General features: G+C 65.7%; 26 protein-coding genes and 2 pseudogenes. 21 read left to right on the top strand and 7 right to left on the bottom strand.

What is annotated here, in order from left to right; genetic code table 11:
- Window positions 1–78: 78 nt before the first annotated feature.
- From ffh to LWC34_RS33605, 13 genes are all read left to right on the top strand, one after another.
- A complete protein-coding gene (gene ffh / locus LWC34_RS33665; protein ID WP_233729303.1) occupies window positions 79–1,626 on the top strand; it encodes a signal recognition particle protein in 1,548 nt (515 codons plus the stop codon).
- On the top strand, window positions 1,623–2,696 hold the full coding sequence (locus LWC34_RS33660; RefSeq protein WP_233729302.1) for an amidohydrolase family protein: 1,074 nt from the start codon (window positions 1,623–1,625) through the stop codon (window positions 2,694–2,696). The genes ffh and LWC34_RS33660 overlap by 4 nt, the downstream gene beginning before the upstream one ends.
- Window positions 2,697–2,831: 135 nt before the next feature.
- Window positions 2,832–3,569, top strand: a complete 738-nt coding sequence (locus tag LWC34_RS33655; protein ID WP_233729301.1) for a CPBP family intramembrane glutamic endopeptidase — start codon at window positions 2,832–2,834, stop codon at window positions 3,567–3,569.
- Window positions 3,569–4,315 carry a LamB/YcsF family protein gene (locus LWC34_RS33650; protein WP_233729300.1) on the top strand — a complete coding sequence of 249 codons (747 nt, stop codon included), beginning with the start codon at window positions 3,569–3,571 and terminating at the stop codon, window positions 4,313–4,315. The genes LWC34_RS33655 and LWC34_RS33650 overlap by 1 nt, the downstream gene beginning before the upstream one ends.
- Before the next feature lie 111 nt (window positions 4,316–4,426).
- Complete coding sequence (locus tag LWC34_RS33645) at window positions 4,427–5,152, top strand: hypothetical protein (protein WP_233729299.1); 726 nt, start codon at window positions 4,427–4,429, stop codon at window positions 5,150–5,152.
- Between the two features lie 252 nt (window positions 5,153–5,404).
- Window positions 5,405–5,854: a 30S ribosomal protein S16 gene (gene rpsP, locus LWC34_RS33640; RefSeq protein ID WP_233729298.1), complete on the top strand. Its 450-nt coding sequence runs from the start codon at window positions 5,405–5,407 to the stop codon at window positions 5,852–5,854.
- Window positions 5,851–6,090 (top strand): RNA-binding protein, encoded by a 240-nt coding sequence (locus tag LWC34_RS33635; protein WP_033391510.1) that lies wholly within the window; start codon window positions 5,851–5,853, stop codon window positions 6,088–6,090. The genes rpsP and LWC34_RS33635 overlap by 4 nt, the downstream gene beginning before the upstream one ends.
- 5 nt (window positions 6,091–6,095) lie before the next feature.
- Complete coding sequence (gene rimM / locus LWC34_RS33630; protein WP_233729297.1) at window positions 6,096–6,605, top strand: ribosome maturation factor RimM; 510 nt, start codon at window positions 6,096–6,098, stop codon at window positions 6,603–6,605.
- 2 nt (window positions 6,606–6,607) lie between these two features.
- Entirely contained in the window at window positions 6,608–7,369 is a 762-nt protein-coding gene (trmD, locus tag LWC34_RS33625; RefSeq protein WP_233729296.1) for a tRNA (guanosine(37)-N1)-methyltransferase TrmD, read from the top strand.
- A 145-nt stretch (window positions 7,370–7,514) separates the two neighbouring features.
- Window positions 7,515–7,874, top strand: coding sequence for a 50S ribosomal protein L19 (gene rplS / locus LWC34_RS33620; RefSeq protein WP_233729295.1), 360 nt, complete (start codon window positions 7,515–7,517; stop codon window positions 7,872–7,874).
- Window positions 7,875–7,907: 33 nt separating this feature from the next.
- On the top strand, window positions 7,908–8,888 hold the full coding sequence (lepB, locus tag LWC34_RS33615) for a signal peptidase I (RefSeq protein WP_233729294.1): 981 nt from the start codon (window positions 7,908–7,910) through the stop codon (window positions 8,886–8,888).
- A 70-nt stretch (window positions 8,889–8,958) separates the two neighbouring features.
- The gene (locus LWC34_RS33610) at window positions 8,959–9,675 is read left to right on the top strand and encodes a ribonuclease HII (RefSeq protein ID WP_233729293.1); all 717 of its coding nucleotides are present in this window, start codon (window positions 8,959–8,961) and stop codon (window positions 9,673–9,675) included.
- Window positions 9,672–9,992, top strand: a complete 321-nt coding sequence (locus tag LWC34_RS33605) for a DUF2469 domain-containing protein (RefSeq protein ID WP_033391514.1) — start codon at window positions 9,672–9,674, stop codon at window positions 9,990–9,992. The genes LWC34_RS33610 and LWC34_RS33605 overlap by 4 nt, the downstream gene beginning before the upstream one ends.
- Here LWC34_RS33605 and pcaD read toward each other — a convergent pair.
- Window positions 9,989–10,750 carry a 3-oxoadipate enol-lactonase gene (gene pcaD, locus LWC34_RS33600; protein WP_233729292.1) on the bottom strand — a complete coding sequence of 254 codons (762 nt, stop codon included), beginning with the start codon at window positions 10,748–10,750 and terminating at the stop codon, window positions 9,989–9,991. The genes LWC34_RS33605 and pcaD overlap by 4 nt on opposite strands.
- Window positions 10,751–11,121: 371 nt before the next feature.
- Between pcaD and LWC34_RS33595 the strand changes: the two genes are divergently transcribed.
- From LWC34_RS33595 to dprA, 3 genes are all read left to right on the top strand, one after another.
- Window positions 11,122–11,490: a YraN family protein gene (locus LWC34_RS33595; RefSeq protein ID WP_233729291.1), complete on the top strand. Its 369-nt coding sequence runs from the start codon at window positions 11,122–11,124 to the stop codon at window positions 11,488–11,490.
- Window positions 11,490–13,004: a YifB family Mg chelatase-like AAA ATPase gene (locus LWC34_RS33590; protein WP_233729290.1), complete on the top strand. Its 1,515-nt coding sequence runs from the start codon at window positions 11,490–11,492 to the stop codon at window positions 13,002–13,004. Before LWC34_RS33595 ends, LWC34_RS33590 begins: the two co-directional genes overlap by 1 nt.
- Before the next feature lie 82 nt (window positions 13,005–13,086).
- Window positions 13,087–14,145 (top strand): DNA-processing protein DprA, encoded by a 1,059-nt coding sequence (gene dprA / locus LWC34_RS33585; RefSeq protein ID WP_308200178.1) that lies wholly within the window; start codon window positions 13,087–13,089, stop codon window positions 14,143–14,145.
- Window positions 14,146–14,170: 25 nt separating this feature from the next.
- Here dprA and LWC34_RS33580 read toward each other — a convergent pair whose 3' ends face one another.
- On the bottom strand, window positions 14,171–14,854 hold the full coding sequence (locus LWC34_RS33580; RefSeq protein ID WP_233729288.1) for an NAD(P)-dependent oxidoreductase: 684 nt from the start codon (window positions 14,852–14,854) through the stop codon (window positions 14,171–14,173).
- 95 nt (window positions 14,855–14,949) lie between these two features.
- Between LWC34_RS33580 and LWC34_RS33575 the strand changes: the two genes are divergently transcribed.
- Window positions 14,950–15,672 (top strand): TetR/AcrR family transcriptional regulator, encoded by a 723-nt coding sequence (locus LWC34_RS33575; protein WP_233729287.1) that lies wholly within the window; start codon window positions 14,950–14,952, stop codon window positions 15,670–15,672.
- Window positions 15,673–15,850: 178 nt separating this feature from the next.
- On the opposite strand, the gene LWC34_RS33570 is transcribed toward LWC34_RS33575, so the two are convergent.
- Window positions 15,851–16,078, bottom strand: coding sequence for a hypothetical protein (locus LWC34_RS33570; RefSeq protein ID WP_233729286.1), 228 nt, complete (start codon window positions 16,076–16,078; stop codon window positions 15,851–15,853).
- Between the two features lie 36 nt (window positions 16,079–16,114).
- Window positions 16,115–17,299 carry a S8 family serine peptidase gene (locus LWC34_RS33565; RefSeq protein ID WP_233729285.1) on the bottom strand — a complete coding sequence of 395 codons (1,185 nt, stop codon included), beginning with the start codon at window positions 17,297–17,299 and terminating at the stop codon, window positions 16,115–16,117.
- 204 nt (window positions 17,300–17,503) lie between these two features.
- Between LWC34_RS33565 and LWC34_RS33560 the strand changes: the two genes are divergently transcribed.
- On the top strand, window positions 17,504–18,736 hold the full coding sequence (locus LWC34_RS33560; RefSeq protein ID WP_233723301.1) for an IS110 family RNA-guided transposase: 1,233 nt from the start codon (window positions 17,504–17,506) through the stop codon (window positions 18,734–18,736).
- Window positions 18,737–18,921: 185 nt separating this feature from the next.
- Here the strand turns inward: LWC34_RS33560 and LWC34_RS33555 are convergent, their stop codons facing one another.
- The gene (locus tag LWC34_RS33555; protein ID WP_233729284.1) at window positions 18,922–20,067 is read right to left on the bottom strand and encodes an RNA polymerase sigma factor; all 1,146 of its coding nucleotides are present in this window, start codon (window positions 20,065–20,067) and stop codon (window positions 18,922–18,924) included.
- Window positions 20,064–20,408 (bottom strand): YciI family protein, encoded by a 345-nt coding sequence (locus LWC34_RS33550; RefSeq protein WP_233730925.1) that lies wholly within the window; start codon window positions 20,406–20,408, stop codon window positions 20,064–20,066. Before LWC34_RS33550 ends, LWC34_RS33555 begins: the two co-directional genes overlap by 4 nt.
- 540 nt (window positions 20,409–20,948) lie before the next feature.
- On the opposite strand from LWC34_RS33550, the pseudogene LWC34_RS59340 reads away from it, so the two are divergent.
- The 3 genes and pseudogenes from LWC34_RS59340 to LWC34_RS33535 all read left to right on the top strand — a co-directional run.
- Window positions 20,949–21,048, top strand: a pseudogene (locus LWC34_RS59340) (site-specific integrase); the annotation flags it as partial.
- Between the two features lie 581 nt (window positions 21,049–21,629).
- Window positions 21,630–22,472, top strand: a complete 843-nt coding sequence (locus LWC34_RS33540) for a tyrosine recombinase XerC (RefSeq protein ID WP_372496745.1) — start codon at window positions 21,630–21,632, stop codon at window positions 22,470–22,472.
- Between the two features lie 178 nt (window positions 22,473–22,650).
- Window positions 22,651–23,532, top strand: coding sequence for a FliA/WhiG family RNA polymerase sigma factor (locus tag LWC34_RS33535; RefSeq protein ID WP_233729283.1), 882 nt, complete (start codon window positions 22,651–22,653; stop codon window positions 23,530–23,532).
- Between the two features lie 123 nt (window positions 23,533–23,655).
- Here the strand turns inward: LWC34_RS33535 and LWC34_RS57260 are convergent.
- A pseudogene (locus tag LWC34_RS57260) lies at window positions 23,656–24,063 on the bottom strand (peptidoglycan DD-metalloendopeptidase family protein); the annotation flags it as partial.
- Window positions 24,064–24,294: the final 231 nt, after the last annotated feature.

The following is a 24,294-nucleotide window of genomic DNA, read 5'->3' as shown; positions in this document are numbered from 1 at the left end:
ACCGGCCTTTGCCACACGTGGATCCATGCGCGACTACCCTGGTGGTGATACCCACGACATGCCTGGAGTGCCGTACCCGTGTTCGACACCCTTTCCGACCGGCTCACATCGGTCCTGCAGAACCTGCGTTCCAAGGGGCGACTGACTGACGCGGACATCGACTCCACCGCGCGCGAGATCCGGATCGCGCTGCTGGAGGCCGACGTCGCGCTGCCGGTCGTGCGTGAATTCATCGCGCAGATCAAGGAGCGGGCCAAGGGTGCGGAGGTTTCCGCGGCGCTCAACCCCGCGCAGCAGGTCGTCAAGATCGTCAACGAGGAGCTCATCGCGATCCTCGGCGGGGAGACCCGCAGGCTGCAGTTCGCCAAGCAGCCGCCGACCGTGATCATGCTCGCCGGTCTGCAGGGTTCCGGTAAGACGACCCTCGCCGGCAAGCTCGCGCGCTGGCTCAAGACCCAGAACCACGCCCCGCTGCTGGTCGCCTGTGACCTCCAGCGGCCGAACGCGGTCACCCAGCTGCAGGTCGTCGGTGAGCGGGCCGGTGTCGCGGTCTACGCCCCCGAGCCGGGCAACGGCGTCGGTGACCCCGTCGACGTGGCCCGTCGCGCGATCGACGAGGCCAAGCGTGCCCAGCACGACGTGGTGATCGTCGACACCGCCGGTCGCCTTGGTGTCGACGAAGAGCTGATGAAGCAGGCCGCGGACATCCGTGACGCGGTCGAGCCCGACGAGATCCTGTTCGTCGTCGACGCGATGATCGGTCAGGACGCGGTCACCACGGCCGAGGCCTTCCGTGACGGCGTCGGTTTCTCCGGTGTCGTGCTCACCAAGCTCGACGGTGACGCTCGTGGTGGTGCCGCGCTGTCGGTCCGCCAGGTCACCGGCCAGCCGATCATGTTCGCGTCCAACGGCGAGAAGCTCGAGGACTTCGACGCGTTCCACCCCGACCGGATGGCCAGCCGCATCCTCGGCATGGGTGACGTGCTCAGCCTGATCGAGTCGGCGCAGCAGGTCTTCGACGAGAAGCAGGCCCAGGCTGCGGCGGAGAAGCTGACCGCAGGCCAACTCACCCTTGAGGACTTCCTCGAGCAGATGCTCGCGGTACGCAAGATGGGCCCGATCGGCAACCTGCTCGGCATGCTGCCCGGCGGCGCGCAGATGAAGGAAGCCGCGGCCAACATCGACGACAAGCACCTCGACCGGCTACAGGCGATCATCCGCGGCATGACACCGGCGGAGCGGGCCGACCCCAAGATCATCAACGCGTCCCGTCGTGCCCGGATCGCCAACGGCTCCGGTGTCCGGGTCGCTGAGGTCAACGACCTGGTGAACAGGTTCTTCGACGCCCGCAAGATGATGCAGCAGATGGCCGGCCGGTTCGGCTTCGGCGGCGGTGGCGGCGGGATGAGCCGCAAACAGAAGAAGGACGCCCGCAAGAAGGGCCGCAAGGTCAAGGGCAAGGGCAACCTGCCCGCGCTGCCCGGCTTTCCCGCTGGCGCGCCGGACCTGTCGAAGATGCCGCCCGGCCTCAACGAACTGCCGCCCGGTCTCGCCGGTCTCGACCAGCTGCCCGCGGGCTTCGACCCGTCGAAGCTGAAGTTCCCGAAGAACAACAAAGACAATTGACCGCGCTGCACCTGCGGGGAGTCGTCCTCCCCGGAGACGAGACCCGTGACCTGTGGGTGGTCAACGGCCGGATCCGGTTCACGCCGGTTGCGCAGGCCGAGACCGTGGTCGACGGCGGGTTCCTGCTGCCTGGCCTGGTGGACGCGCACTGCCACATCGGGATCTCACCGTCCGGCAACCCGACCCTTGAGGAAGCCGCCGAGCAGGCCGAGATCGACCGTGACAGCGGTGCCTTGCTGGTGCGTGACTGTGGCGCGCCGATCGACACAAGGCCGCTGCAGGAACGGCTCGACCTGCCGAGGATTGTCCGCGCGGGCAGGCACATCAGCAGGCCGAAGCGCTACATCCGGTACCTCGGCGTCGACCTCGAAGACCCGTCGGAGCTGCCGGACGCCGTGGCCGAGCAGGCCGCGTACGGCGACGGCTGGGTGAAGCTCGTCGGCGACTGGATCGACCGGTCGGTCGGCGATCTGGCGCCCCTGTGGCCCGACGATGTGCTGGTCAAGGCCATCAAGGTGGCTCACGACGCTGGCGCGCGCGTGACCGCGCACGTGTTCGGCGAGGACGCCATCCCTGGCCTGCTCGCGGCCGGAATCGACTGCATCGAGCACGGCACTGGTCTGACTGCGGACACCATCGCCACGATGGCCTCGTCCGGTGCCGCGCTCGTGCCGACCTTGATCAATATCGAGCTTTTCCCAGACCTCGCTGCGAGTGCGACGAAGTTCCCGATCTACGCGGCGCATATGCGGCAGTTGCACGCTTCCGTGCGCGACACCGTGCGAATGGCTGTCGAGGCAGGCGTTCCTGTGTACGCGGGCACCGACGCGGGTGGCGGCATCGATCACGGCCGTTTGGTCGATGAGATAGAAGCCTTGCACAGCACGGGAATGAGCCGGACGGACGCACTCGCGGCCGGGTCGTGGGCGGCGCGTGGCTGGCTGGGCTATTCGGGTATCGAAGAGGGCTCAGCGGCCGACATCGTCGCCTATCCGGCGGATCCGCGTACTGACCTGAGCGTGCTCCGATCACCCACTCGGATTGTCTTGCGTGGTCGGATCGTGCGTTGATACGCCGAATCACTCGGTGACACGCCGAAACTCGCCGTAGTCTGCGAAGCAGGCCGCGCACTTGCCTGAGTGCGCCATCGAGTCTGCTGCCGGAGGACGCCCGTGACCCCACCACCGCCACGGGAGTCTGAAACAGTGGCTGCGGAACCGATCGAGCCACCGCCCGTGCCGGACTACAGCCACCGATGGGGAATCGGCGCGTTCCTGTTCGTCGAGGGCGTCTTGCTGCTGTCGGCCGCGTTCATCAGCGCGATACTGAGACCGAGCGACTCGACCGAGCCGATCAGCGTCGCCACGATCGTGATCGGGTCGATCCTGCCGGTACTGATCGCGACCGGGGTGGCGCTGCTGATCACCCGGCTGCGCGGCAACGGGCCGAGGATCGACCTGAAGTGGTCGTACACCAGGGAAGACTTCAAGGTCGGGCTGAAGTTCGGCCTGATCGGCCTTGTCCTGACCACGGCGGCGGCGATGATCTGGACGAAGGCCGTCGGCGACGAGAACGCCACGTCGGCGTTCAGCGCGCTGGTGGACAGCCGGTCGTTGCCGATCGCGGCGGGGATCGTGATGTTCCTGTACGCCTGGCTGATCGGGCCGATCTGCGAGGAGATCATCTTCCGCGGCCTGCTGTGGGGCGCTCTCGAGCGGCTGCAATGGGGCCGGTGGACAGTGTTCGGCCTGAGTACAGTCGTGTTCGCGGTCAGCCACCTTGAACCGCTGCGCACGTCGTTGCTGATCGTGATCGGCATCCCGATCGGGCTCGCGCGGCTGTTCACCGGACGGCTTGGCGCGAGCGTGGTGGCTCATCAGGTCAACAACTTCGTGCCCGCGTTGACGGTGTTGCTCGTGTCGATTGGTGTGATGGCGCCCTGATGGATCTCAACAGTGACCTCGGCGAAGGCTTCGGCGTATGGAAACTGGGTGACGACGCGGCTTTGCTCGGCGTGGTGACGTCAGCGAACGTCGCATGTGGCTTCCACGCGGGCGATCCGCGGACCATGCGAACGGTGTGCGAACTGGCCGCGTCCCACGGGGTCGCGATCGGTGCGCAAGTGTCCTATCGGGACCTCGCCGGGTTCGGCCGCCGTTTCATCGACGTCGACCCGCTCGAACTTGCCGACGATGTGCTGTACCAAATTGGTGCCCTGTCCGCGTTCGCCTCAGCTGAAGGGACGCGCGTGGCGTACGTGAAACCGCACGGAGCCTTGTATAACACCGTCGTTCATCACGTTGACCAGGCCGCTGCGGTTGTCGCCGGAGTCAAGGCATGGGGCGACATTCCTGTGCTGGGCCTGCCTGGTTCGGCGTTCTTGGCGGCTGCCTCGGAAGCTGGGCTGCGGACCGTCGGTGAGGCGTTTGCCGATCGTGGGTACACGCCGTCCGGGACGCTTGTGTCGCGTCGTGAGCCAGGCGCGTTGCTGACCGACACGGCCGCTGTTGTCGAGCGTGCGGTCAGGTTGGCTTCGGACCGTCAGATCGTCGCTGTGGACGGGACCGTCATCGACGCGTCTTCCGTTGAGTCCCTGTGCCTGCACGGCGACACGCCTGGCGCCGTCCAGCACGCGCAGGCCGTCCGTGCCGCGCTGGAAGAAGCCGGGGTCACGCTCGCTGCGTTCTGACGCCCGATCCGGCCGGGATCTTTGCCCGCCGATCGCGGGGGCTTGTCCCCTGGTGGGTGGGATTCCGCAGGTCCGAGGGTAAGTGGATCACTCGTTCACAGAGGAGATCCCATGTCGCTCACCCGGCGGTCCTTGTTGACAGCGTCCGTGTTGCTCGTGCCCGGTGTCGCCGCTGCCGCCGCGACAGACTTCCCGCCAGTGCCCGGAATGCTGGGGGATCGCAGAGCCAACGAGATGTGGTACCAGTTCGACGAGGTCGCCTTCTACAACGCGTCCCAGGAGATCCAGGACACCTACGCGACCCTCGCGGCGCACGTCGGCGTGCCGAACTTCGTCGACGGGTTCAGGGACGTCTGGCTCGACCTGAGCTCCAAGCCTGGCTACCCGGGCACCTACGCCGACTTCGCCAGGCCGGTCCGGCGTGAGCTGCAGACGCTGTCAACGCTGCAGCTGACGTCGTTCGACACGTACTACTCGCCCGACAGCGCCCGCTTTGTGGACGCTTTCGGCTGGTTCGGCGAGGGCGTGCTGTTCGACCCGCGCCGGGCGGCTCTTGAGCAGCAGGTGCACACGATGGTGCCGATCACCAACTATCACGGCTGGCATGCGTACGTGCGGGCGATGATGGTGCTGGGCATCGACACGGCCCGGTGGGCCCGGATCGACCCGGCGATCGGGTTCGCGTGGGCCGTGCAGTCGGTGGCCAACCCGAGCGCCAACACGCCCAACCCGTCGCTGCCTGTGGACAAGGTCCGGGCGCTGCGGGACTCCTGGCTGCCTCGAACCCCGGAGCAATTGGACCGGGATTTCAAATCCATCCCTTACCCAGCAAACTGACTGGTCAGGACTCGTGAGTGGTTAGGCCGGTTAGAACCGGCCTAACCACTCACGAGTCCTGAGCTGGGTGTTCCGGGCGTGAGCCGGGGTGATTGTGAGCGGCGGTGGCTCGTCTGGCACAATCATTGATTGTCCGCTGTGGCTGGACCCTCTCACCACGCCATGGCTGCCATTCGGGCCTCGCCCCCGTGCCCCACGCGGGTCGAGCGAGTTCCACCCGTAGCACCAGAACGTCGAGGAGTACCACAACCCGTGGCAGTCAAGATCAAGCTGCAGCGTCTCGGAAAGATCCGGTCGCCGTACTACCGCATCATCGTCGCCGACTCGCGCACCCGTCGCAGTGGCAAGGCCATCGAGACGATCGGCCGCTACGCGCCGAAGGAGGAGCCGAGCCTGATCGAGGTGAACTCCGAGCGGGCCCAGTACTGGCTGGGTGTCGGCGCGCAGCCGACCGAGCCGGTCGAGCACCTGTTCAAGATCACCGGCGACTGGCAGAAGTTCAAGGGCCTGCCGGGCACCGAGGGCACGCTGAAGGTCAAGGAAGCCAAGCCGGACAAGGCGGAGCTGTTCGCCGCCGCGCTGGCCGCCGCTGGCGAGGAGCCGGTCACCGAGGCCACCACGCCGAAGAAGAAGAGCAACAAGAAGGCCGACGCCAAGGCTGACGAGGCCAAGGCGGATGAGGGCGCCAAGGAAGACGCGTGAGCTTCCTCGCGGACTCGCTCGAGCACCTGGTGCGCGGGATCGTCGACCACCCGGACGAGGTCCGGGTGGAGCTGGTCACCACGCGCCGGGGCCGCACTCTCGAGGTCCACGTCCACCCCGATGATCTCGGCAAGGTGATCGGCAGGGGTGGGCGGACCGCCACCGCCCTGCGTACGGTCATGGCCGGGATAGGCGGCCGGGGTGTCCGCGTGGACGTGGTGGACACCGACCACTAGCGCCCATGGATGTCGTCGTCGGCCGCGTGGCCAAGGCGCACGGGATCCGCGGCGAACTCGCCGTGGAAGTGCGCACAGACTCGCCCGAGCAGCGTTTCGCTCCTGGTGCGGTCGTGGCCGCGCGGCTGCGCGACGGTTCGTCTCGGCCATTGACGCTCTCCGCTGTACGAGCACACGGTGAGCGTCTTCTCGTCTTCTTCGACGAGGTTCCCGACCGGACCGCCGCTGAGGCACTCCGAGGGGCTTTGCTCCTCGCCGACACGGACGCGCTCCCACCGACTGATGATCCCGACGAGTTCTACGACCATGAACTCGAAGGGCTCGCCGCTGTGCTCGCAGACGGGTCTCCCGTGGGGACTGTCCGCGAAGTCGTGCACAGCGCCGCGGGCGAGTTGCTCGCGCTGGATGTCGATGGACGTGAGGTCCTGGTCCCGTTCGTCCGGGAAATCGTCCCTGAGGTGGACATTGCCGGGCGCCGCGTGGTGCTCGACCCGCCCGAGGGCCTGTTGGACTGATCATGCGCATTGACGTCGTCACGATTTTTCCCGAGTACCTGGCGCCTCTGCGCGCCGCGTTGCTCGGCAAAGCCATCGACCGTGGGTTGCTGGACGTCCGCGTGCACGACCTGCGCGACTGGACCCACGACGTGCACAAAGCAGTTGATGACAGTCCGTATGGCGGCGGTCCGGGCATGGTCATGAAGCCTCAGATATGGGGCGACGCCCTGGATTCCGTGTGCGCGGGCGATACGCCCCGGTTGGTCGTGCCAACGCCTGCGGGCAAACCGTTCACGCAGGTGATGGCGCGTTCGTATGCCACGGAGTCACGCCTGGTCTTCGCGTGTGGCCGCTATGAGGGCATCGACCAACGCGTGATCGACGACGCCGCTCGCCGCATGCCTGTCGACGAGGTTTCTATCGGCGACTACGTGCTTGTCGGTGGTGAGGTCGCGGTCATGGTCATGGTCGAGGCCGTCGCCAGGTTGCTTCCTGGCGTGCTCGGCAACCCGGCGTCGGCCGAGCAGGACTCGTTCTCCGACGGCCTGCTCGAGGGACCCAGCTACACCCGGCCCGAGGTCTGGCGGGAGTTCGCCGTACCGGACATCCTCCGGTCGGGAAACCACGCCGCGATCGACCGCTGGCGCCGTGACAAAGCCATCGAGCGGACCTTCGAACGTCGCCCTGACCTGCTTGAACGCCTGCCAGAAGGTGCGCTGGACAAGCACGACCGCGCCCTGCTGGAACGGCTGCGCACGGGGGCGATTTCGCCTCCGGCATGACGACCTGTCATACTTGCTCGGTTGCTGCTGTCGGGCCCTGTTTCCGACGCGCGCCAGAAAGCCCTCTCCCAGGTTGGCTCAGGGGTTGTTGCCATGCCTGCCGGGAGACACGAAGAACACACCCGATGACGAGGATGGACAACCGATGAACACCCTGGATGCACTGGACGCCCAGTCGCTGCGTTCCGACATCCCGGACTTCCGGCCGGGCGACACCCTCAAGGTCCAGGTCCGCGTCATCGAGGGCTCGCGCTCGCGAGTCCAGGAGTTCCAGGGCGTCGTGATCCGCCGCCAGGGCGGTGGCGTTCGCGAGACCTTCACCGTTCGCAAGATCTCGTACGGCGTCGGCGTCGAGCGCACCTTCCCGGTGCATTCCCCGAACGTCGCCAAGATCGAGGTCGCCAAGCGCGGTGACGTCCGCCGGGCCAAGCTCTACTACCTGCGCGAACTGCGTGGCAAGGCCGCCAAGATCAAGGAGAAGCGCGAAACCCCTTCGGGCGTGTGACGCGACCGGCTCCTTCTGCCGTAACCTGGCGACGTGGTTAATCCCGTGCACCCCAACGCACCCGAGGATGATCCGGAACGTCCGGAAGAAGTCACCGGTCCGCTGGAATCCCAAAAGTCCGAAGCGCGTGAGCCTGGCATTTACGAGTCTCGGCGCGGACGTCCGGCGGACGTCGATGAGTCGGAATCAGGCAAAAAACCCAAAAAGAAGAAAATGTCTTTTTGGAAAGAGTTGCCGATCCTCATCGTCGTGGCTCTTGTCCTGGTCTTCCTGATCCAGCAGTTCCTCGCGCGGGTGTACGTCATCCCATCGGGTTCGATGGAGGAGACGCTGCACGGGTGCCCAGGCTGTCAAGGTGACCGGATCCTGGTCGAGAAGGTCACCTATTACTTCACCGATCCCGCGCCCGGCGACGTCATCGTCTTCAAGGGCCCGGGTCCGTGGGTGCAGAACGAATTCGCGGGTGACCGCTCGGAAAACGCGTTCGTCCGTTTTCTCGAGCAGCTCGGTTCGGTGATCGGCCTCGCCCCGCCGGACGAGAAGGACTTCGTCAAGCGCGTGATCGCGGTCGGCGGTCAGACCGTTCGCGGCGACGCCGACGGCAAGGTCTACGTCGACGACAAGGTCCTCAACGAGCCGTACGTGTACTGGGAAGGCGGCGCCCCCAACGGCGACCAGGCGTTCGAACCGGTCACGGTTCCGCCGGGCACGCTGTGGGTCCAGGGCGACAACCGCAACAACTCGTCCGACTCGCGCAAGCAGGGCAACACCCGGCTCGAGGGCGTCGTGCCCGTCTCCGACGTGATCGGCAAGGCACAGGTGATCGTGCTGCCGCCGAACCGCTGGGGCGGCATCTCCGACCCCAACCCGCAGGCGCTGGCGTCGGCCCCGCTGTGGCAGAACGGCATCCCGCTCGGCGTCGGTGTGCTGCTGGCGTGGCCGGTGTGGCGGACTTCGCGTCGAGTCGGCCTTGCTGTCTCCCGGTCATTCAAGGGTTCCTCCGAGCGGAAGTAGCCCAGTGCCGGTCACCTTGAGCCTGCGCCCGCCGCGCGTTCCCATTCGGCGTGACGGCGGGACCTGGGCCATGCAGAGTGCATTGGAACGTCGTGGTCTTGGGCCGGTCGTCGGTGTCGACGAGGCCGGTCGTGGTGCGTGTGCGGGGCCGCTCGTGGTGGCCTCGTGCATGCTGAAACCCAGTGACGCGGCGAAGTTCGAGGACCTCACCGACTCGAAGCTGATGACCGCGGCCGCGCGCGACCGGATGTTCGACATCGTGCGTAAGCGTGCGCTGGATTACGCGGTTGTCGTCATTCCACCCGATGAGGTGGATTCTCGTGGCGTGGGCTACGCGAACCTGGAAGGCATGCGCCGGGCCGTGGCGTGGCTGAAAATGCAGCCCGGATACGTGCTCACCGACGGTTTTCGCGTGTCCGGCTTCACCGCCCCGAGCATGGCCGTGATCAAAGGTGACCTCGCTGTGGCGTGTATCGCAGCCGCGTCCGTGCTCGCCAAGGTGACAAGGGACCGGATAATGGGGGAGCTGCACGAGGAGCTACCGGCCTACGGATTCGACGAGCACAAGGGCTACATCACCGGCAGGCACCACGCCGCGCTCGGTGAGCACGGGCCCAGTGCCGTGCATCGTTGGTCGTACTCCAACGTGGCGTCCGCGGGGATTCAACACGGCTTGCGCCCGCCGCGCCGCGTGGCACTGAGTGTGGCGGCGGCTGACGTGGTTCACAATGGGGGCTCCCCTCGGCAAGAGGTGGAATCAGGACGAGGAGGAGCTCGGGTCGGATGAGTGCGGAGGACCTCGAGAAGTACGAGACCGAGATGGAGCTGCAGCTCTACCGGGAGTACCGCGACATCGTCGGCCAGTTCTCCTACGTTGTGGAGACGGAGCGGCGGTTCTACCTGGCCAATTCGGTCGACGTGCAGATCAGGGACGCGGACGGCGAGGTGTACTTCGAAGTACGCATGTCCGACGCCTGGGTCTGGGACATGTACCGGCCGGCCAGGTTCGTGAAGAACGTCCGGGTGATCACATTCAAGGACGTGAATGTCGAAGAGCTGGACAAGCCTGAACTCAGGCTGCCCGACGAAGGCCTTGGCTCCTAACCGAGCAGGTGAGCCCGGAGCAGGTCGTTGAACTCAACCGGGCGCTCGACGTTGGCGAGGTGAGCGGCGCCATCGAGGACAGCAAGCCTGCTCCGCGGAATAGCGGCGGCGATGTCCCGAAGGTGATCGGGTGGCGTGGCCGGATCCTCAGCCCCCGCGATGGCCAAAGTAGGCGTGGGGATCTCCGGAAGCTCCCCGGCGAAATCCCACGCGGCTAGCGCGGAGCAGCAGCTGATGTACCCATCAGCGGGCGTGCTGGTAACCATCGCGCGAACAGCCTCACGCTGCTGAGCATCGGCAAACCCAGGGCTGAGCCACCGGCCAAGCGTGAAATCAGCCAACCACTCCGTGCCCTTCGCACGCACGTTCTCAGCCCGCTCAGCCCACGCCTCCGCCGGCGCGAACCAAGACGACGTACAAGCAAGCACAAGCTGGTCAAGCCGATGCGGGTGATACCGCCCCAGCCATTGACCAACCGCACCCCCGAGCGACAAACCGCAGAAATGAGCCTTCTCAACCTGCAACTGGTCAAGCAGAGCGATCACATCGCCGGCTAAGTCGGCGATCGTGTACGGACCGTCAGGGACAGGAGACTTCCCATGTCCACGATGGTCATAGCTGACCACGCGGTACTCATCGGAGAGAGCGGTGCGCTGCGGCAGCCACATATCGAGATTGCTGCCGATCGACCCGGAGAGGATGAGGACGGGGGCGTCCTGCGGGCCTTCGATCGTCCGATGCACCTCGACGGGCTTCACTGAGCTCCCTTCGCCGTCACTCGCCGGTCCGGGCAACCACCCTAGTGGCATCCCGGTTGCCGAGACACCCGCCAAACGAGCGCCTACCACACACCGGCGACAAAACTCCGCCCTCCAAGATCGCAAATTCCCGATCGATACACAACCAACCGCTTATCCACAGCCACCATCCCCACCCCTGGCACCCCACCCCACCCCGGCGGAAAGCTGGAATCACACCACCCAGCGCACCACAGGGGACACCAATGGAAACCACGGCGCCGAACACCAAACGGCAACAGTCCACAGAGTCACGGACATCAGTGCCACCGCCAACCCCATCGAAGGCGTCTGTGCCGAAGTCACGCCGGCCATCGACTTTGAAACCCCCAGTGCCGAAACCTCCCAACCCCCACCATGAACTGGGCCGCAAAGGAGAAGACCTCGCGGTCGCATACCTCTCCCGCCAAGGCCTTGTTCTGCTGGACCGCAACTGGCGCTGCAAAGAAGGCGAACTCGACCTGATCCTGACCGACGGCTCGATGGTGGTCGTCTGCGAGGTCAAAACCCGTGCGGGAGATGGCTTTGGCGACCCTGAAGACGCCGTCGACGACCGCAAAGCCAGACGCATCCGCCGCCTAACCCACATCTGGCTGTCCACATTCCGCATCCCCTGGTGCGAAATCCGCTTCGACATCATGGCCATCACCTGGCCGCCGCACAGCAAACCGCGCATCACCCACATCAAGGAAGCCTTCTGATGGCACTGGCACAAGCATGGTCGGTCGCACTGTTCGGAATGGACGGTCGGATGGTTGAGATCGAAGCCGACGTAGGAAAAGGCGCGTCCAAGATGGTCATAGTCGGCTTGCCCGACGCGGCCCTCAACGAAGCCAAGGACAGAGTCCACGCAGCCGTCCGAAACAGCGACGAAGAATGGCCAAAGCAACAGATCACCGTGGCCCTTTCACCTGCGGCAGTGCGAAAAAACGGCTCAGGCTACGACCTGGCGCTTGCCTGCGTCATTCTCGCGGCAGCCCGGGCGGTCCCGGCCGAACTCGTCCGTACCACCGTGATGATCGGAGAACTTGCCCTCGACGGCCGCGTCAGAGATGTGCACGGCGTCCTGCCGTGCCTGCTGGCGGCACGCCGCGCAGGTGTCAAACGTGCGGTAGTACCGACAAACGCGTTGCCCGAAGCAGCGTTGGTCACCGGTATTGATGTACTCGGAGCCGACGAGCTCAGAAGCGTCCTCGACTGGTTGAGAGGACAGGATGACGCCTTGAGAACACCAGGATCTCAGGAGTCGGCGGCCGTCGACGACCTGCCTGACCTCGCCGATGTGGTCGGTCAACCCGAAGCCCGTTGGGCGCTCGAAGTAGCCGCGGCCGGTGGCCACCACCTCCTGATGGTCGGCCCACCAGGAACAGGAAAGACCATGCTTGCCCGCAGGCTGCCCGCCTTGCTGCCGCCACTGACCCACGAGCAGTCCCTAGAAGTCACGGCCGTACATTCGGTCGCTGGCCTGCTGAAGCTTGAGTCGCCATTGATCACGACACCGCCATTCTTCGCGCCCCATCACACGACATCCGTAGCCGCACTCGTTGGCGGTGGAGTCGGATTGGCCAAGCCAGGCGGCATCAGCCGTGCTCACCGTGGAGTTGTCTTCCTCGATGAGGCCTGTGAGTTCGCGCCGGACAGACTCGAATCACTGCGCACCGCGATGGAAGAAGGCGAGATCCGCCTGGCACGAAGAGACGGCGTTGTGCGGTATCCAGCCCGATTTCAGCTCGTCCTAGCGACCAACCCATGCCCATGCGCACCGCCAAGGGAGACCGAATGCTCATGTCCGCCCACTGCAAGGCGCCGGTACTTCGCGAAATTGTCTGGCCCGTTCATGGACCGCGTCGACCTGCGTGTCCGAATGCGACCGCTCACCTCGATGTCCACAATGGATGGAGCCGAGCCGGAAAAGACGGAGCACGTGCGAGCCCGCGTGTGGCGCGCGCGAGAACGAGCGCGACAACGCTGGTCGGAGCACGGGTGGACAACCAACGCCGAGGTGCCCGGACCATCTCTCTGGCGTGAATTCGCATTGCCACGCAAGGTAACTGCACTTCTCAACCGAGGGCTCCATTCAGGAGTACTGACTGGGCGAGGTGCTGATCGGTGTTTGCGCGTCGCGTGGACGTTGGCGGACCTGGCTGAAGTCGATCGGCCAGACGCTGACCACGTCGCGGCGGCGCTGGAGTTTCGTGATCGAAGGGCGGCCTGAAATGACGACAGATGAACAGCGGCTGGCATGTGCATACTTGCTCAAGGTGGCGGAGCCACCAACCTGTGCGTTGAGAAGGTTCGTGGCTGAGCACGGCCTTGTTGCCGCTGCAGCGGCTGTGCGCGCGGGGAACGTGCCGGATCAAGTGTCGTTGGAAACATCGGCACGACGACATATCGACACGGCAGCGGAAGATCTCGCTGCCGGTGAACATGCTGGTGCCCGCCTCGTGACACCCGAAGACGAGGACTGGCCAGCATGGCCATTGCTGCCGCTGACCAACGCAGCGGCCCGAGGGTTGAAGTGGGCGAGTGCGCCGCTCGGACTGTGGATACGCGGCACCGCACCGATTGAAGAGTCGTTCCAGCGCGCCGTTTCCGTTGTTGGTGCCAGAGCAGCCACGTCCTATGGCGAACATGTCGCTACCGAAATGGGATACGGCCTAGCCAGTCGCGGGATGACTGTCGTTTCCGGTGCCGCCTATGGCATCGACGGCGCCGCGCACAAGGGTGCCCTGAACGCCAACGGATGCACGGTAGCTGTACTCGCGTGTGGCATCGATCGAGCCTATCCATCCGGACACACCCTGCTGATCGACCGCATCGCGGCCCAAGGACTAGTGATCACCGAATACCCACCGGGAACACCACCGGGCCGCCATAGATTTCTGGTCCGCAACCGAATCATCGCGGCCCTGGGCACCGGCACAGTGGTCGTCGAAGCAGGCCAACGAAGCGGCGCGCGGAACACAGCGGCATCGGCAGCCGCGCTCGGAAGAGTGCTGATGGTTGTGCCCGGACCCGTGACGTCCGCGATGTCGATGGGCTGCCATGACTTGCTCCGCAACGGACTCGCCACATCGGTGAGTTCGGTGGCCGAGGTCATCGAGTCAGTCGGATTGTTCGGTGACGACTTGGCAGCCAAGCCGGACAGCACCCCACGACCCACCGACGGCCTTGACCCAGAATCCCTCAGAGTCCACGAAGCCCTCGAACTACGGTCCCCGGTCTCGGCCGAACGAATCGCCGAAGTCTCCGGCGTCCCCTTGCCCAGAGTCCGCGCCGTACTGCCCGCACTGGAACTCACCGGCCTCGCCGACAGATGCGAATCCGGCTGGCGCAGAGCCAACGCAGAGGTCTAGGAGGTCGGCGTGACATGAGGAACGCTCAATACCCCACGGTAAAGCGTCGTTGGATGAACTGCGGGCGCTCGGCTTCGTCAAGGAGAGCAACGGCTAGATCTTCCGCGGAGATGTCGCTCGTGCCATCTTCCGTCACGAGTAGTTGGTTGGTTCCTGTGCGGAAACGGCCCGTGCGTTCGCCGCCTGTGATCAACGCTGCTGATGGGCTGAGATACGTCCAGTCGCGGTTGGACAGACGGTACAGATTCAACGCATCGCGGTGGGCGAGTACCACCTTGCCGTACTCGGGCGGGACGCCGAGAACGATGGGTAACTGCTCAACGAAGCCCTCGACGTCGACAACCTGCAAGCCGGGCTGCACCTCAAGACTGCCCGCGCCGCCGACAACGAGCAACCGTGTCGACGGATGCCGGTCCAACGCGGCCAGCAATGCGCTTGCCGCGCTGGGCAATACGTCGGCATTGGCGATGGTGTCAGGGATGTCGTCGCCCGCGTTGATGGCGTTGACAACGACGTCGAGTCCGGAGATCGCCGTGATGATGCTGTCGACGTCGAGCACGTCGGCGACTTGCCAGGTCACCGAACCCGCGTCGGCCGGGATCTTGGACTGGTTGCGAGTGAACGCGCGGACATCGTGGTTACGGCTCAAAGCCTCTGCCACAACGCGTTGGCCGATCACGCCGGTTGCTCCGAACACACCGATTCGCACAGGTACGCCCCAGATTGTCTGAACGGCATTCAATAACTGAACGCCGTATAGTAACTGTACGGCAGGTAGTATTCCAACGCTGTACGGTGTCAACCGTGAAAGAGGCGGTGTCCACAAGACGGGAACGACTGCGGGCCGAGACATCCCGTGAGATCAAGGCGATCGCACTGAAGCTCATGGCCGACAACGGACCGGACGGTATTTCGCTGCGGGCGATCGCCAGGGAAATGGGCATGACAGCCGGGGCGATCTACGGCTACTTCGCCACGCGCGACGACCTGATCACCACGCTGATCTCGGACGTCTACACCGATCTGGTCGATCAGATGGAGGCCGCTCGCGACTCGAAACGCGAGGACGACGCAGGCGGGCGGCTACTCGCCTGGGGCGAGGCGTTCCGTGAATGGGCCGTGGCCAATCCGCAAGGGTTCCGGCTGATCTATGGCGACCCAGTCAACGGCTACCAGTCTCCGGGGGACGGTGCCGCGCCCGAGGCTGAACGGCGCGCGTGCCTTGGCCTTGCCGCGCTGGTGGCTGCCGTATGGCCCGAAGCAGAAGCCACGCAGTCATTCGGGAACCATCGTTGGTCGGACTTCGATCCATCGTTGGTCGCGGTGTTTCGGGAGTCGTTCCCTGGTCTACCGCCCGCTGCCGTGGCGCTTTCCCTGCGTGTTTGGGGGCGGATGCACGGACCAGTCGCCTTGGAGATCTACGGCCACCTGGCAGCCCAGACCCATCAGCCCGCGAAGCTCTACCGTGCCGAGTTGCTCGATCTGCTGGCAGCCTTGTCCGTCCCAGTCTCAGCAAAGCGGAGCTAGTGGCCGGCGTCAGAAGCTGCTTAGGTGTACTGCAACCAGTTGCCGGTCGCCGAGCGCCATCCGCACGCCGGTGAACTGGTGTTGAACAGGCCACGACGTCGCCAGATTGGCCTGGCGATCATCGCCGTCGCCTGTGCGGTTCACGCTTTCTCTGCCGTCAACGTTCTCAGACAAACCGCTACAGGCTGGGGTCGGCGGGGCAGTAGTTGTCGCGTTGCCACTCGACCGCGGCGACGCCGGGCACGGCCATCAGGGTGTCGACCGCTTCTGGGGCGATCGAGCCGGTGACCGTGCCGAGCGCTTCGAAGACCTCGTCGACCAGCAAGCCTGCCCGGCGCAGGTCCTCGACCAACCGGGGCATGTCGGTCATGCTCTCGTCCTCGATGGAGACCATGATCTTGGGCACGTCAGCCTCCTAGCAGTCCAGGAGACTGACGCTAGCCTACGGAGCCTGAACCAGCCCTGCTCCGACGTCGGTTGACGGCAGCTTGAGCCGGGAGGCGGTCTGCACGAGGCGTGCCCACAGCTCCCACGACTTGGCGTCGTACTGGGCCGAGATCAGCGCTGCGATGCCTGCGACGTGCGGGGTGGCCATGCTTGTACCGCGCAGTCGCTTGTGTGTGCCGCCCTTCCAGCTCGACAGGACGTCTTCGCCCGGCGCGACGATGTCGACCTGTCCGATCGCGTCCATGGTGCCGCAGGAGAAGTCCGCGATCGCCTGTGCTTCGTTCACGGCGCCGACCGACATGATCGACGGGCAGTTCGCAGGGTGGCTGACCGACGCGATGTGGCCAGCCGAGCGGGAACTTTCGTTGCCTGCCGCGGCGATGATGAGGGTTCCCGCGTTCATCGCGCGCTTGGCGGCCTGCTCGAACACTGTCGAATGCGGTGTGCCTGGCTGTGTCGGCGCGCCAAGGGACATCGAGACCACGCGGCAACCGTTCGCGATCGCCCACGAGATCCCGGACAGGATGCCGCCGTCGGAGCCGGAGCCGCGATTGCTCAACACCTTGCCCGCGTAGATGTCCGAGTTGAACGCCACGCCGTAGCCAGGTCCGGCTGCAGGCTTGCGCGGACCGCAGGCAGTGCCGATGCAGTGGGTGCCATGGCCATGGCCGTCTTGCACGTCCTCGCCCTTGATGAATGACGCGGTTGTGACGTTGCGTCCGGCGAAGTCGGCGTGACTCACGTCGAAACCGGTGTCGAGCACCGCGACGCGAATACCGGTCGCGTCAAGGGGACAGGCAACGGCGCGAACTGCTTGCAAGCCCCAGGTGAAGGCGCTTTCGTCGGCGCTTGCCGTCGGTTCCGCCGGAGCTTCGGCCGTGATCGCGTGCACGATCCGCTCAGCTTCGACTGTCGCGATCGGGCCGGGCTCAGCCGCTGCGACGGCGAGCCTGCTCGCCTGATCCTCGGCTGCGGTCACCACTGCCACACCGAGCTCGTGCAGGATCAGACCGTCTGCTTCGTCGAACATCGACGTGACCGACGCACCCGCCGAATCGGCCGTGCTGGCCATCCGAAGACCGGCCACCCGTGACATCGCGCGAGCGCCCGCAGCCACCGCGTCATCTTCGAGCAGGACCAGATAACGGCCGGTCAGACCGGCGTCTTGTGGGTTCGTCATGCCTCCTTACCTTCTTCCTGTGTCGATCGGGGCTGGTCGTAGGGTTCCGACGACCCAGGGGTGCTGGGTATGGCTTCCATGCGTCCGCCGTGGATGGCCCAGGGGGATTGGCCGCCCAGCACCCCACGACGACCCGACCGCTAATTGGGATGCGCGAACAAATCGCTGTGTAAGGACACGACGGCGTGGTCGTTTGCTGGGACCATGAACCTGACGAACAGGAAGGTGACGCTCGTGCCCGGAGTATGGGCAGGCATCGATGCCGGCAAGACCCATCACCACTGCGTGGTGATCGACGCCGCCGGCAAGCGGCTGTTGTCGCGGCGGGTGGCCAACGACGAGGCTCCGCTGCTGGAGTTGGTCGGCGAGGTCACCGCGCTGGCAGACGAGTTGGATGGAGAGCTGACCTGGGCGGTCGATCTCAACTCCGGCGGGGCGGCGTTGCTGATCGCCTTGCTGGTCAACCACGACCAGCGGTTGCTTTACATCCCCGGGCGCACCGTCCACTACGCGGCCGGCATGTACCGCGGAGACGGCAAAACCGACGCCAAGGACGCCGCCGTGATCGCCGACCAGGCCCGGATGCGCCACGATCTGCACGTCGTGCACACCGGCGACCCGGTCAGCGTCGAACTGCGGATCCTGACCAGCCGCCGGGCCGATCTGGTCGCCGACCGCACCCGCACCATCAACCGGCTGCGCGCGCAACTGCTGGACTACTTCCCGGCCCTGGAACGCGCCTTCGACTACAGCACCTCCAAAGCCGCCCTGGTGCTGCTGACCGCCTACCAAACCCCTGCGGCATTGCGACGAATCGGTGCCAACCGCTTGGAAACCTGGCTGCGCAACCGAAAAGTCCGCAACCCCAGCACCGTCGCCCAGACCGCGCTGAACGCCGCCAACGCGCAACACACCACCATCACCGGACAAGACCTGGCCGCCGCGATGGTCGCGCGGCTGGCGAAGGGGGTGATGACTCTCGACGAGGAGATCAGCGAGATCGACACCTTGATCGAGAGCCGGTTTCGCCAGCACAAACACGCCGACGTGATCCTCAGCCTGCCCGGCTTCGGCATCCAGCTCGCCGCCGAGTTCCTCGCCTACACCGGCGGCGACATGACCGCTTTCGGCAGTCCCAACCGGCTGGCCGGCGTCGCCGGACTCGCACCAGTACCCCGCGATTCCGGCCGGGTCAACGGCAACCTGCACCGCCCCCGCCGCTACAGCAGACGCCTGCTGCGCGTGTTCTACCTTTCCGCCATGGTCAGCATCCGCTGTTGCCCCGCCTCGCGGACCTACTACGACCGCAAACGAGCCGAAGGCAAACGACACACCCAGGCCGTCCTCGCCCTGGCACGCCGCCGGCTGAACGTCTTGTGGGCACTGCTGCGCGACGGCACCACCTACCAAGCAACCCCCGCCGCAACGGCAGCGTGACCCCCTCACCACCGCAGCTCCCAACTACTTGACAACTTCATTGGGAATCCCCCTCTTCCATTTCCGTCCCCAGGTTTACGCAGGATCGAGACGATCAAGGGAGACGTAACGGGCAGGCCGTTGGTCCTTTCGGGCTATTTCTCGATAGCCGGGACACGTGATGCAGCAGAGAGCACTGTGGGTGCTTACGCCCGCAACAACTGCCGTACGCGGGCCGCTTCGCGCGTGAGGTGATCCCGCTCTGGAACGCTTGTCGCGAGGCGAGATGCCTCGGCGTACAACTTGGCGGCTTGCTCAAGGTCACCGATGCGTTCGCGCAGGTACGCCAGCACTGCGGCGTAACGAGGCAAGCTCGGATCCAGGTCAGCCACCTCTGCGAGACCTGCCTGCGGTCCGTTGGCTTCGCAGACGGCCACCGCACGGTTGAGTCGCACAACTGGGCTGTCGGTGAGGAGTAGCAGTTCGTCGTACCACTCCACGATCTGCGCCCAGTCCGTCTCAGACGTGCTCGGTGCATCCGCGTGCAGAGCGGCGATCGCGGCCTGCGCCTGGTATTCGCCCAACCGATCGCGGAGGAGCGCGGCCTGCAGGATCATCACCCCTTCGGCGATCAGACCGGTGTCCCAACGCGATCGGTCCTGCTCGGCAAGCGGCACCAACCGACCACCTGGCCCAGTACGAGACGCACGACGAGCATGATGCAGAAGCATGAGCGCGAGCAGACCCGCGACCTCAGGCTCATCGGTCAGGACGACGAGTTGGCGCGTGAGACGGATCGCCTCGGCCGCCAGGTCGACGTCGCCGCTGTACCCCTCGTTGAACACGAGGTACAGCACCCGCAGCACCGTCCCGAGATCGCCGGTCTGATCAAGCTGCAACTCCGCGATCCGCCGCTTGGCCCGAGTGATCCGCTGCGCCATGGTCGCCTCGGGCACGAGGTAGGCGTTCGCGATCTGCCGTGTTGTCAGCCCGCCAACTGCCCGGAGTGTGAGGGCAACGGCCGAACTCGCCGGAAGACTGGGATGCGTGCACAGGAAGTAGAGCCGCAACGAGTCGTCCGTGGCAGGCACAGGACCGGCCGGAGGCTCAGCGTCCACGGCGAGCTCCCGCCCGCGCCGCGACGCCTCAGAACGGGTGGCGTCGAGAAACTTGCGCCATGCGACCGTGACCAACCAAGCCTTCGGATCGCGCGGAGGATCGTCCGACCACGTCTCCAACGCCCGGATCAAAGCTTCCTGCACGGCATCCTCAGCCGACGCGAAGTCAGCCCCGCGCCGGACGAGAACACTCATCACCGTCGGCACAAGCTCCCGCAGGTGCGACTCGTTCACTCGGTCACCACGAGCGGCTGGCCGTAAAACGGCCGCACCTCAAGCCATTCGCGAACCGGCTCGCCACCTGCTCCCGGAGCGGCAGACAACTCTCCAGCCAACTCAAGCGCACGGTCCCATGACTCCACATCGATGATCATCCCGCCAGCGATGAGGTCCTTGGTCTCGGCGAAGGGCCCATCGGTCACCGGCGGGCGACCTTCGCCGTCGTACCGAACGAACGTGCCTTCAGGCGACAGTGCCAGTTCGTCGACGAACTCGCCCGTCTCCACCAAGCGAGCCGCGAAGTCGCGCATGTACTGGACATGCGCGTCGACCTCAGCCGGTGTCCACTGGTCCATTGGCGCGTAGTCACTGGCCGGGCCACCTCGATAGTGCTTCAGCAGCAAGTACTTCACGGTAGTTCTCCTTGACGATCGCGAGGCCGCACATCCGCTCGTGCTCCAGGGACGGAGTCAGCGCCACATTCTCGACACCCAGAGACCCCGACTTCAGGAAATTTTGCTCGCGAGTTCGCCGACAATGATCCCCGCCTGCCGGTTGGGCTGGGATCGGAACGCTGGGCTGGGATCGGAACGCTGGGGTGGGGTTGGCAGGTCGGGTGGGTGAAGGCGTGGCGTGGTGGGCTGGGTCGGTGGAGCGGGCTGGGGTCGACATGCTGGGCTGGGTCGGTGGAACAGGCTGGGATTTGCACGGTGGGCTGGGATCGGAGGGGCGGGTGGGTGAGGGCGTGGCGCGGTGGAGGCGGGTCGACACGCTGGGGGTGTGGTGCTTGACCTCGTCGCTGTGGTCGCGCAGCGTTGTGTGTTGTGTCGTCGACTGCTCGTCGCCGGGTCGACCTGCTGAAGGTTCGGGACGGATTGCCAGCCTCCGATCAGGAGATGCTGGCCGCCTATGAACGTCATCTTCGGGCTGAGCGGGGGCTTTCTTCGCACACTGTGCGTGCCTATGTGGGCGATGTGGTCTCGCTTCTTGGCCATGTGTACGGACTTGATGTTGTTGGTTCGGGATCGCCGCCTGCGCAAGGGAAATCCGCACAGGGAAAGGCGATGCCAGGCAAGCCGATGCGTGGGAAGGCTGAGCTGGAAGAGGCTGGGGCAGGCAGGTCCGCGCCAGGAGAACCTGAACTGGGCAAACCTGAGCTGGGAGCCCACGCGGTAGGAAAGCCTGGGCAGGTCGCGCCTGGGCAAGGGAGCGTCGGGTTGGGGGAACTCGCGCTGGGAGGGGTCGGGTCGGGAGTGGTCGAGCGGGGAGAGCCCGAGCTAAGAAGGCTTGGGCAGGGCCTGCTTGCGCAGGGGAACGTTGAGCTGGGGGAACTCGCGCTGGGAGGGCCCGAGCCAGGAGTGGTCGAGTTGGGAGAATCCGCGCTGGGAGGGGTCGAGCTGGGAAGTCCTGGGCAGGGTGTGGCTGTGCCAGGGAACGCTGAGCCGGGAGAGCCCGGACTGGGAGGGGCAGAGCTGGGAAGTCCTGGGCAGGGTGTGCCTGTGCAAGGGAACGCTGAGCTGGGGGAACTTGCACTGCGGGGGACCGGGTCGGGAGTGGCCGAGCGGGGAGAGCTTCCGCTGGGAGCGGTCGGGGCGGGAGAGGCCGGGCTTGGCAGGTCTGGGTTGGGGGAGTCGGAGTCTGGCAGGCCTGTTCATGCGGGGCTTGATTTGGCGGGGATTCGGGGGTGGCTTGCTGCTCAGCGGGCTGCTGGGACTGGGCGGACTACGTTGGCGAGGCGTTCGGCCGCTGCGCGGACTTTCACTGCTTGGGCGCATAGGCGGGGGTATCTCTCCTCCGATCCTGGGGCTCGGCTGGTTGCTCCTCGGCGGCAACGGACGCTTCCTTCTGTCTTGCGTCAGGATCAGGCTGCGGAGCTCATGCGGGCTTCTCAATCCGGGGCCGCGGAACGAGATCCCGTATCAATGCGGGATCTCGTCATTCTCGAGTTGTTGTATGCCACCGGAATTCGAGTTTCTGAACTCTGCGGTCTTGACGTTGACGACGTGGACATGGATCTTCGTGTGGTGCGAGTGATCGGCAAGGGTGACAAGGAAAGGACCGTTCCTTTCGGCTTGCCCGCGCAACGCGCTGTGCGGGACTGGCTGACGGATGGGCGGCCTCTGCTTGCCGCCGCGCACTCGCCACCGGCTCTTCTCATCGGTGCGCGCGGCGGCAGGCTTCAGCCCAGCAGCGTTCGGCGGATCGTTCATGACGCGCTCACGGCGGTGCCCGGGGCGCCGGACCTCGGTCCCCACGGGCTACGCCATACGGCCGCCACGCATCTGCTGGAGGGTGGAGCCGATCTCCGGAGCGTTCAGGAATTGCTCGGACACGCCACGCTCGCGACCACTCAGTTGTATACACACGTGACAGTTGAGCGGCTACGCGCTGTACACGACCAGGCTCATCCCAGGTCGTAGCGGTAAACGTGTTCCGGACAGCGGTACGGCGCGACTCGCCGTGACAATTTGAACGCGGTAGGGGGCGAGATGAGCACGGAAAGCTCCTAAGCTGGACGGCATGTCGCGCGGCTCCAGGCTGGATCAGGTCACCCCCGATCCAACGAGATCGGATAACGCAGGGAGAGGTTCTCGTACCGTGGCCGTACCCGAGCCCGAATCCGAGCCCGCGAAACCGAGTACCAACGGACGCGGCAGCACCCCTTACGGCATTGGCCAGCCCAACGGTGTCCTGCCTGGTGACCATCGCACCGCCGACGATGTCGAGGCCGGCATCGTCGCCCTCTGGACCGAGTACGGCAAAGAGCGTGACCAGCCGCTGCGCGACCGGCTCGTCCTGCACTACGCCCCGCTGGTCAAGTACGTCGCCGGCCGCGTCGGCACCGGTCTTCCCGCCCACGTCGACGTCGGTGACCTCATCCAGTCCGGCATCTTCGGGCTTGTCGACGCGATCGAGAAGTTCGAGCCGGAACGCGGCCTGAAGTTCGAGACCTACGCGATGCAGCGCATCCGCGGCGCCATCCTCGACGACCTTCGCCAGCAGGACTGGGTCCCGCGATCGGTGCGTGGCCGCGCCCGTGAGGTGGAGCGGGCCCTTGAACGGCTTGGCGCCAAGCTGCAGCGGCAGCCCAGCGACGCCGAACTCGCCGCTGAGCTCGACATCAGCGTCCGGGACCTGCACGAACTCTACGCCCAGCTGCAGCTCACGAGCGTTGTCGCGCTGGACGAACTGGTTGCCGCGGGCCGGGGCACCGCTTCGCTCGCCGAGACGCTGCCGGACGAGGGCGCCGAAGACCCAGTGGCGACGCTGGTCGACCTGGACAACCGTCGACAGCTCGCCGGAGCGATCGAGCAGTTGAACGAACGCGACCGGATCGTCGTAACGCTGTACTACTTCGAAAACCTGACCCTCGCCGAGATCGGCAAAGTCCTTGGCGTCACCGAGTCCCGCGTCTGTCAGCTGCACACCCGGGCAGTGCTGCGGCTGCGGGCAAAGCTGGTCGAGCAGTCCGACGTCTGAACCGCGCGAACTCCAGCCGGGCGAACTCCAGCCGGGCGAACTCCAGCCGGACGGTGGCGGATCGGCTGAGTACGGCAGCAGACGGACCCGGCCGCGCGACAGCAGTCTCAACGGATTCAGGTAGTCCTCGCCCCGGCGGGCGCCCCAATGCAAACAGGCGACCGGGCAGTGGCCGTCGAGCAGATGCCCGATCACATCGCCTCTTCGCACGCGCTGACCTCGGGCAACTGCTGGGGTGACCGGCTCATAGGTCGTCCGGAGACCACCTGAGTGCTCGAGCGAGACAAGGGATCGGTCCACGACCGCGCCCGCATGGATCACCAAGCCGTCCGCGGCCGCCATCACCTCCTGCCCGGCGACGCCTCCGATATCCACCCCGCGATGGCCCGGTCCATACGGATTGACCGGTGGGATGAACGGGCGAACGACCGGGTGCGGCGGTGGCAGCGGCCAGGAAAAGTGCGTGCGCGTTCGAGAAGAAAGTGGCGCCGCCGCCGTCGCAGGGGCGGCGATCAGCAGGGCCACGATCATGGCGGTGAGCTGCAGGAAGAGGCGCACGGTTCAAGGCTGCCTTGATCGCAGAGGGGGAACCACCCCGGCAAGATCAAGTTGTGGGTAACTGGATGGCTGTGGACAAGTCGGTTGGGAAGGGGTAGAGCGGTTAATGGTTTGTCGGTTCGGCGGCGTACACTGCTCACGCGGCCCGTGTGTTCACGGGGCGACTTCGCGTGCCAGTACGACCGGTCGATCTGATCGGTGACG

It is taken from the genome of Kibdelosporangium philippinense, assembly GCF_021390435.2.
Lineage (GTDB): Bacteria > Actinomycetota > Actinomycetes > Mycobacteriales > Pseudonocardiaceae > Kibdelosporangium > Kibdelosporangium philippinense.
The sequence above is the reverse complement of the archived record's forward strand: the minus strand, read 5'-3'. Positions and strand labels throughout refer to the sequence as shown.